Annotated in this window: 5 protein-coding genes and 1 pseudogene; 3 read left to right on the forward strand and 3 right to left on the reverse strand. The window is 64.2% G+C overall.

What is annotated here, in order from left to right:
* Window positions 1–165: 165 nt before the first annotated feature.
* Both AB0B96_RS16055 and AB0B96_RS16060 read left to right on the forward strand, forming a co-directional pair.
* The gene (locus AB0B96_RS16055; protein ID WP_362899280.1) at window positions 166–1,509 is read left to right on the forward strand and encodes a helix-turn-helix transcriptional regulator; all 1,344 of its coding nucleotides are present in this window, start codon (window positions 166–168) and stop codon (window positions 1,507–1,509) included.
* 156 nt (window positions 1,510–1,665) lie between these two features.
* Window positions 1,666–2,521, forward strand: a pseudogene (locus AB0B96_RS16060) (transposase family protein).
* A gap of 7 nt (window positions 2,522–2,528) precedes the next feature.
* On the opposite strand, the gene AB0B96_RS16065 reads toward AB0B96_RS16060, so the two are convergent.
* The 3 genes from AB0B96_RS16065 to AB0B96_RS16075 form a co-directional block, all read right to left on the reverse strand.
* Window positions 2,529–2,966, reverse strand: coding sequence for a hypothetical protein (locus AB0B96_RS16065; protein WP_362899282.1), 438 nt, complete (start codon window positions 2,964–2,966; stop codon window positions 2,529–2,531).
* The gene (locus AB0B96_RS16070) at window positions 2,963–10,519 is read right to left on the reverse strand and encodes a LamG-like jellyroll fold domain-containing protein (protein ID WP_362899284.1); all 7,557 of its coding nucleotides are present in this window, start codon (window positions 10,517–10,519) and stop codon (window positions 2,963–2,965) included. Before AB0B96_RS16070 ends, AB0B96_RS16065 begins: the two co-directional genes overlap by 4 nt.
* 591 nt (window positions 10,520–11,110) lie before the next feature.
* On the reverse strand, window positions 11,111–11,845 hold the full coding sequence (locus AB0B96_RS16075; RefSeq protein ID WP_362899286.1) for an alpha/beta fold hydrolase: 735 nt from the start codon (window positions 11,843–11,845) through the stop codon (window positions 11,111–11,113).
* A gap of 197 nt (window positions 11,846–12,042) precedes the next feature.
* Here AB0B96_RS16075 and AB0B96_RS16080 point away from each other — a divergent pair, with 197 nt between their 5' ends.
* Window positions 12,043–12,513, forward strand: coding sequence for a flavin reductase family protein (locus tag AB0B96_RS16080; protein ID WP_362899288.1), 471 nt, complete (start codon window positions 12,043–12,045; stop codon window positions 12,511–12,513).
* The last annotated feature ends 5 nt before the right edge of the window (window positions 12,514–12,518 follow it).

The following is a 12,518-nucleotide window of genomic DNA, read 5'->3' on the forward strand; positions in this document are numbered from 1 at the left end:
AGGTGAGATCGAGTAACTCTGTGTAATTCCCTTCCAAGAGAACCGCAGGTGAGTGACCATGGAAGGAGCCTCGCAGGGGCCCGTATCGAGGGGCCGCCCTGGAGCCGAGTCAGTCGCTGGGGGCCGCTTCCTGGCCTACAGATGGTGCGCGAAAGGAGCCAGGGCGTGGAAGGTCTGACGATCGAGGAACTGATCAAGCAGTCTCGGCAGGCCAAGGGCCTCACTCAGGCGAGTCTCGCCGACCGGCTTGCCCGGGTGTCCGGGCAGGCCACGATCACTCGCAACGAGGTCTCCCGCTGGGAGCGCGGCAAGCGGCTGCCCCTGGCCTGGTTGCCGTGGTTGAGCATCGTGCTCGATCTGCCCCTGGCGATGCTCGACCAGGCGGTTGTCCTGTCCCGCGCCAAGCGACTGGGCATCACCCCGCCGAGCGTCAACGATGATCGCCTGACGCTGTTCAGCGACGGGTGGACGCGAGAAAGCAACGAGGCGATGGCCGCCGGGCTGGCCGCCGAGAGCGAGACCCTGTCGGAGGAGTCCGCGCTTCGCGTCGCCCACGAATGGCTGATCGTGGAGGCACCCCAGCTCCACGAGATCCGCTCGGGGCGTCGCGTCGGTCATTCACTGATCGACAAGATCGAGACCAGAGTCGATCATCTACGCCACCTCGATGACTACGTGGGGGGTACGGATCTGCATGCGCTCGTCTCCCAGGAGTTGGAGGCGACGGTCACGGTCGTCAGGGAGGCCGCCTACCGCGAGGATGTGGGCCGCCGCCTGCTGAAAGCGGTGGGAGAGCTCTGCCATCTCGCGGGATGGGTGACTTCTGACGCCGGACTCTACGATCGCGCGCGTACCTACTACGTCCAAGGCATCCAGGCCGCGCACGTCGCCGGAGACGAGCCGACGGCGGCCAATCTGCTGTCCTCGCTGAGCTACCAGATGGCCAACGTGGGAGACCCCAGGCAAGCGGCCACAGTGGCTCGTACGGCGGCCAAGGGCGCGGAGCGATCAAGCACCCCGCTCACCCGCGCTCTGCTGCTGGAACGAGTGGCCTGGGCACACGCCAAAGTGGGAGATTCAGCGATCACCGAACGGGCGCTCGGCGAGGTCGACCGGGTGTTCGAGCAGCATGGGGACGGCGACGAGGACCCCAAGTGGGTCTACTGGCTGGACCGAGGCGAGGTCGACGTGATGGCCGGTCGATGCTTCACCGAACTCGGCCGCCCACTCAAGGCCGAACCGCTGCTCACCCAGGGCCTCGACACCTACGACGCCACGCGCGCCCGAGAGTTTTCGCTCTACCTGAGCTGGCTCGCCGACGCCTACGCCCAGGCCCGCGAAATTGAACGGGCCACGGAGGCGGCTGCGAAGTCGCTGAACCTCGCGGTCAAGGTCAACTCAGCCCGCGTCATCGACCGCATAGAGGCCATCCGCTCCCGCCTCCGCCCCTTCGCGGACACCGCCGCAGTCCGAAGGTTTGAGGACCTTTATCAGTCGATATTGAGGTAATCTCACCAAGATCAATAAGGGTGGTTGTGATTCGATGCCTTCAAAGCGGCGCCCGCTGACATGAACCAGGATAGATCGCGATGCCCCTGAAATGGGCGTGGAGTTTTCGGTAGAAGAGGTCTCACCACAAGCCTTCTTCAGTCCAGAAAGCCCCACGTGATCATCTATCGAGCCGCGCTCGACGTCCCCCGGGAGTTGGTTTGCCACCTCTCGCCCCTGCTGTCGGCCGAACGTCGCCGATTGGGCACCCGCTCGGGTTCTCGGGCACTGACCTGTTTTGAGCAGGCGGTAATGGGATTGCGCTGGTTTCGCGACCGCACCGACCGGGGCGCCCTTGGCCGCGACCACGGCGTCTCCCGGGCGACCGCCTACCGCTACATCGACGAGGTCATCAATGTCCTGGCCGACCAAGCTCCCGCCCTGCGCCACGCCCTGCGTCGCGCCGCCGATGAGGGCCTCACCCAACCCACCTGATCCTGGACGGCACGATCATCGTCACTGATCGCTGCGCCGAAAAGACCATCATTGTCAAAGGCGAGCCCATCGACCTGTGGTACTCCGGAAAGGCCCGCCACCACGGCGGCAACATTCAGGCCCTGTCCGCGCCCAGCGGCCTGCCACTGTGGGTCTCCGACATCGAACTTGGATCGGTGCACGATCTGACCGCCGCCCGCACACACGTCCTGGGCGCGCTGTACAAGGCCGCCGACGGCCTTCCCACCCTGGCCGACTCCGGCTACGACGGCATCGGCATCGGCGTGTCAACCACCTCTCCGACGGCCGATCCCTCGACCTCGACACCCGTAACGTCCTCCTGCACGCTCTGCGCTGCCTGGGAGAACGCGGCTTCGCCCTACTCACCCAACGCTGGCGTACCCTCCAGCGCATCACCGCCAGTCCCAGCCGAATCGGCGACATCGTCCACGCACTTCGAACACGGCTACTTGAAATAAAAGTCGCCGAGATCACCTCAACGCGCCAACCTATAAACGTCTATCATGTTCCGAATTAGAAAATATTTATTTCATGCGCGCGATTGCTGATATTAATTTTTCAGAAAACCCTAACCTGTCACTTACTTCGACGGTCCATTCCATGCTATCGAAAGCACGAATTAGAATGCATTGGCCGAGGCTGTCGTTTAAGGATTCTGTGTCTGTTGGTGGAACTTCCAAGGGTGAGTTTGGGGCGTACGCTACGGCCAGAAAGTCGTACGTTTGTTCAATATTTTTGCCCATTTCCTTGAGTTCTGCCCAGGAAACCGTTAGGCCATTCGGCTCATTTCTTATAGACTCCTCAAATTCATCCATTGTCATTCCGTGAGGAGGAGAACCTATGCCGTAAAATTCGATAATTATCCACCTCCATTCATTGTCTGGGATTGCTTCTAGTAAATTAGACAGGCTAACGAGCGAGCCGTTTTCTTTGTGCATTGGAATCGTTATCTTCCTGATCATGGGTACTCCAGTGGCACAGGTCCACCTCTTTGTCTGGTTCCGCCGGTGGGATTTGGGTCGTAGTTGTGCTGGTGAGGATTCGTGTGGGTTTCAGGGCGTCCGTGGTCTGTGAAGTCGATATCGCGTACCGGTTTTCCGTTTGCGTCAAATTCCCGAGCCTGAGGGTAAGGGTCTCTTCTTGATTTTCGCCATCCTAGTTGAGTGTGAGCGGCATCAGGAACCGTCGGCATAGGTTCACCATTATTTTTCTTTAGTAAAGGTCTCTGTGGGAACCACTGTCCGTCAGGAACTCGCCCCGTGGTCGATCCCTTTCCCCCTCGTCCTCCGCCGAGGGCCATTGCGGCGTCTAGGCCGTCGCCTTTTCCTCGCTTGTAGGAGTCGCTGGTAGGGTCGTACCCCGAGGCGCCCGCGCGAGCTTTAAGTCCGTTGTCGTACATGTCGCATGCGCCGAAGGGTAGTTCGTGCCCCAAGCCGCATAGGGCGAGGACGTCTCCCATGGACAGTCTGCTGATATCGCCGAAGCTGTCGCCTATGCCGGCTGCATAATCCCACCAGTTAGTGATCGGTGGAGGCTCCTCGAAGAGGGGCGGCAATACCGGCGGCGGGGGGTTGGTGGAGATTGGCGGAGTGTAGTCGGCTGGGCCGGAGTCTGCCGGTTTGTCCCAGTTCGATATGCCGCCGCCGCCGTTTTGGTTGCCGACGGTGTTGATGACATTGCTATCGTATTTACCTTCTTCTACGAAGGATTCGATTGTTTCATATACCCTCTTGGGGGGAGGTGGATTCTTAGGGCCTTTTTCGCCATTCTTCTTCTCTGGCTCCTTTTCGGTCTTAGGTGCGGGTTCGGTTTTCGGGGGAGGCGGCTGGTTGTTTTTCTTATTGTTGTTTGGGGGGTTGTTGTTATTTTTGTTAGGAGAAGGTTTTACGGGCTCAGATTGAGGGTGGGGGGTAACGCTGATACTTGTCTTCGACCCCTTGTTGTTGTTTTTGGGGCATCCGCTGGAGTCGGGGAACATGGGCGGAGCCATCAGCATCCCCGGCACCTGACCCGCCTTTGCCCGGGTGTCGGAGTAGCACGGGGCGTGACCGCTGGGGTCGATGTGAGTCAGCGGGCCGGCGTTGGCATAGGTGTAGCGGTTGGCCTGAACGGAAGGCTGAGGGCTCAGCGTCCAGTCGTCGCGGGAGGTGAAGGCGCCGGTGCCGGGCTGGTACCAGCGGGCGCGCATGTTGACCTTGCCGGTGTCCGGGTCGGTGTACTCGCCCTGGTAGCCGAGGCCGCGCGGGGTGCCTGAGCGGTGGATGGGCTTGCCGAAGGGGTCATAGGCGACCGAGTCGACCAGCGCGGTGCCGGAGAAGGTGCCCACCACGTCGCCGTGCAGATCCGTCATTGTGGCAAGCGCCGGATCAGTGCCTTCTTGCAGGCTGAGCAGCCCTCCGAAGGGGTCGCGACCGTACTTGGCCATGGTGATGTTGGCGCCGTCGGCAACGGTGGCGATGTCGTTCTCCAGGCCGGAGTAGACGAAACGCCGTTGATCGGCGCCTTTGGTGCGTGAGGTCATCCGGCCCAGGGCGTCGTAGCCGTAGTCGGCCTCTCCATCGGAGACGAGTCGGTCGAAGGCGTCGAAGGTCAGGTTGCGGGTGGTTCCGGCCTTGGTCTCGGTGGCAGTGGTGCCGCGAGGGGTGTACGTGTAGTCGGTCCCGGCGCCAGAGATCAGCCGGTTGCGCTGGTCGTAGACGAAGGTGTCGCTTCCGGCGCCGGTGCGGTTGCCGGACTCGTCCCAGGTGTAGGAAGTGGTGGCGCCACCAGGCGCGGTCCAGGAGGTCAGCCGCCCGGCATGGTCGTAGCCATAGGTGTTGACTCCCGCCCCGGCGGTGCCGGTGGTGGTTTTGCTGGTGAGGTTGTCGTCCTTGTCCCATCCATAGGTGATCTTCGCCAGTTCGGTGCTGGAGCTGTTCTTCACCGAGTGTGAGGTGAGCCGGTTGACGGTGTCGTAGCCGTAGGTCTGGGTGCTCACCGGAGAGGTAGAGGTCTTGGTGGTGAGCCGGTCGGCGTTGTCGTAGCCGTAGGTCCAGGTGCGGCCGGTGACCGGGTCGCTCGCGGTCTTGAGCCGGTCGGCGGCGTCCCAGGTGTAGTTCGCCGTCCCGGTCGGGTCGACGCGCTGGGTGGGGTTGCCCGAGGCGTCGTAGGCGTAGGTGGCGACCTGGTTGGCGGCTTTGGACACCTTGGTCAGCAGGCTACGGTCGTTGTACTCCAAGGTGTAGTCGCCGACCGCGGTCACTCGGTCCGCGCTGTCATAGGTGAGGTTACGCTCCGGGGTGGCCACCGAGGCGCCACTGCCGGTCTGCTTGGTGAGCCGGTCGAGATGGTCGAAGGTGCGGTCGATGCGCACCCCGCCGGGCTGCAGGGTCGCGGTGACGTTCCCGGCGGCGTCGTAAAGGCTGGTCCAGGTCCGATCAGCCGCGTTCGGGTAGGCGGTGGTGGCCGGTTCGATGACCGACTCGACCAGGCCAAGGGTGTTGTAGCTGGTCCAGGTGGCGTTGCCACGGCCATCGGTGATGCGGGTGTGCGCGCTGGTGGCGTCGTAGCCGAACGTCGAGGTGATCGAAGTTCCTGTAGCGACTGGTTCGATCAGTGAGGTCATCCGGCTCGCGGCGTCAAAGGTGCGGCGGGTGATGCGCCCCTCACCGGAGGTGGTGCTGGTCGGGTTACCAGCCAGGTCGTAGCCGAACCCGAAGGTACGCACCACCGTGTCGGTCGTTCCGATCCTGGTGAGATCCTTGGCGGCGATCTGGCGGCCGGCCAGGTCGTATTCGGCCTCGGTGGAATTGTTCAGCGGGTCGGTGACCTTGGTGGTGCGGCCCAGGATGTCGTAGCTGAAGGTGGAGGCGTGTGTCAGCGGGTCGCTGATCGAGATGGGTTGCCCGGCGGCGTTGACCACGTAGTTGGTGGTCTTGTTGCCCGGAGCGACGGCTTTGGTGAGGTTCCCGGCACTGTCGTAGGTCAGCGTGGTGGTGTGCGCTGCCGTGGTGGGCTTGCGTTCGATCCGTGTGGCGGTGATCTGACGGCCCAGATCGTCATAAGTCGCCTCACTGCGGGCCCCGGTGGGATCGACCGTGGCCAACTCCTCGCCCAGCATGTCGTACTCCGACGTCCAGGCACCGCCAGGGCCGGATGGGCCGGGATCGGTCACCCTGACCGCGCGGCCCAGCGCGTCGTAGGTGGCGGTGGTGACGTAGCCGCGCTCGTTGGTGACGCTGGTCAGCTGACCGGCCGCGTCGTACCCGTAGCTGATCTTCGGGATCAGTGTGGCCCCGCCCGGCGGGGTGTAGGGGGCCGATGTGGTCGAGGTCAAGCGGCCTGCCTTGTCGAAGGCGGCGGTGCTGGTGCGTCCCTCGCCGTCCACCGCGTGGGTGGTCAGGCCGACGCTGTTGTAGCCGTAGCGCACCGTGGGTCGCCCGGCGGTCGCCGTTCCATTCTTCTCGATCGTTACCTGCGGAGCCTTGGTCTCCACCAGTTGCCCGGCCAGGTCGTAGCGCAGCGTGGTGGTGAAATCCGCCGCGTCGGCGCCGGAGGCGTTACCGCGCGGGTCGGTTGTCGCGGTGAGCAGGCCACGGTCGTCGTAAGTGCGGGTAGTGACCAGGTTCTCAGCGCCGTTCTCCACGGTTCGCTGGGTCATCAGGCCCAGCGCGTTGTAGGTGTAGGTGGTGGATTCGGTGCGGGTACTGACTGCCCCTGTGAAGGTCTCCTTGGAGATGTTGCCGACCGCGTCGTAGGTGTAGGCGGTTTTCCGCTTGAGCGTGGCGGGGTCGAACGTGGTGGAGGTCAGGCGGCCCGCCGCGTCGTACGCGTAGTCGGTGGTGGCCTTGTTGCCTCCGGTGACCTGCTTGGTGAGGTTGCCGGCCGCGTCGTAGGTGTTGGCCTCCAACACCACATCGGTCGTAGTCGTCAACCCGTTGAGCCGCACATCATCGCCGATGACCTCCGACAGACGGTTGTCGGTGAAGTAGGTGTAGAGGGTTTTACGGCCCATCGCGTCGACTCGCCCGCCCAGACGTCCCCCGTTGTCGTAGGAACGCGCCTCAAGTACCACGTCCTGGGCCGGTTTCGGGGCCAGTGGACTGCCAGTCCAGTTTTTGATCGTTGTCGAAGCCAACTCGCCACGCTTGGTGTAGCCGTAGGCGAAGACCGTGCCCAACTGATTGGTCGCCGACACCTGCGCCCCTGTGCTGTCCCACGTCAAACGAGCCATCCCACCCTCGGGGTCGGTGATCGTCTCTACCCGCCCTTTGGGGTCGTAGGTGTAGGTGGTCGTCCGCGTCGCATCACCGCCGGTCAGATCGGCCACCGTCTCGGTGAGCGTGTCACCGTCGGGGTTGTAGGTGTAAGTGGCCTTGGCGGTGTGGGTGACGTTGGTGACCTCGTTTTTCACTCCGGGAGCGGTTTGCGTGAGCAGCCGTCCGGTCCCGTCGTAGGTGAACGTCGTGGTCACCCCAGTCGGATGGGCCGCCGACACCTCGGTATGCGAGATCACTCGGCCTATCCCGTCATGGCCGAACTTCGAGACCAGCCCCGATGGGCTGATCTGTTCGGCTAGGTCCCCGGTGGCGCTGTAACGATAGGTCGTCTCGTTGTTCCTGGCGTCCTTCACCGACTTCATCAGCCCCGCAGGGGCGCTGCCACCGCCGACGGCGGGTTCGGTGCCGTCGGTGTAGGTGTAGGTCGTCGAGCGGCCGGTGGGGAAGTCGGAAGTGGCCGGGGTGGTCTGCTTGGCCACTTCACCTTGGGGGGTGTACTCGGTGGTGGTGGCGTAGGTGTTGTCGGTGGCGTTCGCTGAGCGGGCATCTCTGTGTGTTACGGGACGGTCATTGCGCGGGTCGAACTCATTGGCGCTGTTGCGGTAGAACGCCTGGCGGGTGGTCTGGCAGTTGCCCGCTGCCTTGCAGGTCTTGGTGGCGGTGACGTTGCCGCGCGCGTCGTTGACCTGCTCGATGACAACATCGTTCGGGTCGGTGACCTTCGTAGGGAATCCACCGGTGTCGTACTCGTACTCGGTGATCTTTTGGAGTTGGTCGGTGCGGCTGACGAGGCGGTAGCCGCGCCAGGCATCGTGGGCGTAGGCAAGGGTGTTGTTGTTGGGGTCGGTCACCGTGATCGTTGACAGACCGGTTTCGTAGTCGTAGACGGGCTGGCCGATCTTCCAGGTGCCACCGTGCTGGTCGGTGTGGGTGCTGATCCGCTCGGTGCCCGCGTCGTAGGTGTTGGTCGCCCACACTCGCTCGGAGGGCAGGGTGATCTTCGCGAGCTTGTGCGGCGCTACCGCCCGTGCGGCGTAGTGCAGCGCCACCTCGGTAGCGGTGAGCGGCTTGCCGTAGATCGCGACCTCGTCGATCAGGCCGCGGAAGGGAAACTCCTGCGTACCGGTTCCGGTTGGCAGGCCGGGAGCCGATCCGCGGAAGACGATTCCGTTGCCGACATTGGCGTAGGGGCGCCAGGTGTTCACCTGGCCGGTCATGGTGCCGATCTGCACGCCATTGAGGTAGAGGGCCTGATCGGCTCCGGCGACCGTGAGCGCCACATGGTGCCACTGATTGTTGTTGACCACGGCGGTCGATCCCATCGGGGAGGCCACCGCTTCGAACGAACCGCGCAGCTTGCCGTCGGTGCCGATATACAGCATCGGGTCGTCCAGCAGGTAGGCGTTGGTCGTTGAGGCCGCCATCAGCACACCGGAGCCGGTGGTCTTGAACCACATCTCCACCGACATGTTGTCACCCAGATTCGACAAGGCGTGTTCCGGCAAGTTCACCAGGGCATTGGTCAACTCCACTGCCGTGTCAGGGGTACCCGCCAGTGCGCCGGGCTTGCCGTAGGAGATGTTGGAAGGCGCGCCGCCGCTGATCTGCTCATAGGAGGCGTCCCCTGCTCCTGCTCCCAGGTCGACCGCCATCGAGGAGGATGTATCCCCCAGTCGCCAGTAGCCGTAGGGCTCGGCGTCTTGGACGACGCTGCGGTATTGCGAGCCGCTGTCGTAGGTGTAGCGGGTGCAGTTGGGGGCGGCAATCGGCGCGCACACCGCCGTCAGCTTGTCGCCCTCGTAGTGGTAGGTCCACGTCACCGGTGAGCCGTTCACCGGGTCACCGGACACGCTCGCCACGTGTGCGCCCGCCCAGGTGAACGTCAGCGACCGGCCACCGGTCGCGGTCACCTTCTCCAGCTTGCCGTCCGCGGCGTAGAGAAGGTCCTGTGCCCGGCCGTGGGCGTCGGTCACCTTCGTCAACCGGCCTTGAGTGTCGAACAGGTACACGGTGGAGGACTTGTCCATGAGTTTCCACCCGCCCCCACTGACGTCCGCCAAGGTGGCGTGCATGCCCGGCGGCGGCTGGAAACTCCCGTCGCCGTTGGCGGCGAACCGCACCAGGCGCCCGTCCGGATAGGTCACCAGCGCGGTGACGAGGTCACCGCGTACTTCGCGCACCAGTTTCATGTCCCAGCGCGTTGACCAGCCCGCACCGAAGATTCCGTCGATGCGGGTATCCATGCTGTTGTAGGAGCGCGTGACCGACAGCGGTGGGCCGGGTGTGGCCACCGACAGATCGGTGGCCGAGGTGGTGTAGTTCCCCGGCACCTGGTGAAACTCCTGGCCGTTGACCCCGCGTGTGGCCAACTGCGAGCCGATCACCGGCTGACGCACCCCGGTGGTGAAGGAGATCGCGGAAGAGGTTGTCTCCATGTTGCTTTCGGTGTCGGTGGCGGTCACGGTCCACCAGTACTGCTTGCTCCAAGTCAGCTTTCCCGCCGGGACCTTCCAGGACTTGTAGTTATCCCAGCCGGCAGCCAACACCCCCGAAGAGCTGCACCCCGCCCCGGACATCGCCTCGTTGTCACACACATCGAACTGGAAATCGATCGGGATGTTGAAGTAGTCGTTGCTACCGCCCCACGCCTGCAGTATGGGCGTCCGAGATTCCACCAGCGCGCCATCGGCGGGCAAGACAGGAACCACCGACGGGGAACGATGAAACGAGCACGCTCCCCGACTGATCCATGCCCGGTCTCGGTCCGGTGGCGAGCCGACCGTGCTGTTGAAACCGACCACTTCCCACAAACGTGCGTCGTAGTAGACGACGTTGCCGAAGCTATAGCGCTGAGAGGAACTCCACTGCGGATAGTCCGCGCACCAGACGGTCGAAGCCGAAGCCGTCGCACCACCGGAGGTAGCCGCTCCCTGACGTTCGGCTCGTTGACTGTCGGAGAGAAGCAATCCCCTCTCCTTGGCGGCCGAGGCCTGAGAATCCGTGCCGTTGAACCGCTTTTCGATCGGCAACACATCTTTGCTGCCACGGATGTCCTGCTCGGGGCTTTTGGGCAGGCTTACCGACGTGGTTGTAGCCGAGGAATCCACCAGGGACGGAAAGCCCGCCGCCGAACCGGTCAACTGGTCAGGGGTGTCGGGAGGGCCGTGAAAGAGGGCGGGGGGTTGAACCGTCGCGGCGGATGCCGGAAACGCCTGGAACAGCAGCAGGCCCGGTAGCGCCGTCACCAGCACGGCCACCGCTGTCCAGGTTCTCACGACTACCGAAAACGACCATGACAAACTCCGGCGCATACGCCGTCACCCTCCGAACAAGTCAGCGCGAGAGCCAACCGCTCCCGCGTTACCCCAGCCCGCCATCAGGCCCGAGGTGGGCCGAGGTCGACGGTTCGGAGCGAGCTAACAGCAAACGATCAGAAATTACCCATAGAGCCTTTATGTCCGCAATATGTACAAGAGGGGCTAAATAGGACACGTGTTTCGGGTTTGAAAGTGTGACATGTCTGGATCGCGTTCTCACGGTGACGTTCGGTTGTGGAGGGAGACAGGCCGAAACGATCACGTAGGGGGAGGGGGTGGTGGCTCACGGTTCGCCTGGGGTGCTTCGTCTTCGAGTTTTGAGAAAAAGCGGTTCACGAGCGGTGGGATATGGCGGGCTTCACGACGGTCACGAGGGGAGAAGAGAGCTTGAACTCGTGGTTTTGGGGCGGGCCGAAGGTGGTGGCGGTGGTGCTGGAGTGGCTGGGGGTGATTTCTCGCGGGTTGAAAGCGGCGACGGGAAGGTCGTGGGGCGATGTGATTCGGAGCACATCGGGCCGGGCGTGGCGGGGATCAGGCGCGGAGCCAGGCACGTACGCGGTCCGCGAACCAGCCGGGACGTTGTAGCGGGATGCCGTGCCCGCAGTCCGCCACAATTTCCAGCTTGCTGCCCGGCAGGGCCTCGTGCAGCACGCGGGCCGAATCCCGCATCAGGGCCCGTTCACGTTCGCCGGCGAGGATCAGCGCCTCGCGGGGGAAACGCGACCACTCGGGCGGCGGCGTGAAGCGCAGGTTCTCGCCGACCGCGGCGAGCAGGGTCTGCTTCGAGATGCTCGCGGACGTGCGGACGTAGTCGTCGAGCAGCGGATCGGGGATGAACAGCTGCTTGGCCTGCAGTTTGGCGAACCACCGCTGCCGGGCGAGCCCGGCGGTGGCGCCGAGCAGACCGAGGGTGAAGCCGGTGGCCGCGATGGGCTTGGCCTGCGCGCTGACCACGACCACACGTTCTACGAGCTCAGGCCGGTGCGCGGCGAGCAGGACCGCCAGTTGCGCGCCCAGGGAGAATCCGACGACGGAGACGCGACCGCCCGCGTCGTGGAGGAGCTTCGTCAGGGCTTCTGCGGTCTGGGCATGGGAGTGATACGTCTCGTCCGCGCTGCGGTCGTGGCCGGGCAGGTCCGGGACGATCAGCCGGTGGTCGCGCGCGAGACGCTCACGCACCGGCTCCCACATCCAACCGGCGACACCGCCACCGTGCAGCAGGAGCACGGGCGGGGCGTCGGCAGGACCGTGTGTCTCGACATGCATGTGGGCCGCTCCCGTCGCGTCGGTTGATGACCATGATGCCAGGGGGTGGCCGTCCGGCCGACTCGGCAGCGATCAGGTGCCCGTCTGGCGCTCTCATGCCGGGTGGCGGTCTCGTCTCCGGTCTATCCGGTGCCTCGTGGTCGGAGGAGGACAAGGCGCCGGGCCAAGCAGGCGCTCGGGTCCGGGATGATGGCCGGATGAACGAGTTCGTCGAGGCGATGGCCCAGGTGGTGACCGGGGTGACGATCGTCACCGTGAAGGACGATCGCGACGACGTGGGGGTGACGGTCTCCACCTTCACCTCGCTGTCGCTGGATCCTCGGCTGGTGATGGTGAGCCTGGACAGCACCGGATATCTCAACGAGCTGCTGCTCAGGCAGGACCGCTGGGCCGCGAGTGTGCTGTCGGCCGGGCAGAAGGCGATCGCGAGCCGGTTCGCCACGGCGGGCCGTCCGGGGGCGAGGTTGCTGCTCGCGGGGACGCCGCACCACCGGGGTGCACTGAGCGAGGCACTCGTGGTGGACGGTGGTGTCACCGCGTTGGAGGCCGAGACGGTCAAGGTGGTCCCGGCCGGAGATCACACGCTGTTCATCGCGAAGGTCCTCGGGGTCGAGTACGTCGACGCGTCCGTGCTGCCGCTGGCGCGCTACCGGAGCCGCTACCGCTGATCGCT

It is taken from the genome of Streptosporangium sp. NPDC049046, from assembly GCF_040649155.1.
In the GTDB taxonomy this organism is placed as follows: Bacteria; Actinomycetota; Actinomycetes; order Streptosporangiales; family Streptosporangiaceae; genus Streptosporangium.

Excerpts from the sequence above, each read along its gene's own strand:
- AB0B96_RS16065 (WP_362899282.1), bottom strand. The coding sequence starts at position 2,966 with ATGATCAGGAAGATAACGATTCCAATGCACAAAGAAAACGGCTCGCTC.
- AB0B96_RS16080 (WP_362899288.1), top strand. The coding sequence starts at position 12,043 with ATGAACGAGTTCGTCGAGGCGATGGCCCAGGTGGTGACCGGGGTGACG.
- AB0B96_RS16075 (WP_362899286.1), bottom strand. The coding sequence starts at position 11,845 with ATGCATGTCGAGACACACGGTCCTGCCGACGCCCCGCCCGTGCTCCTG.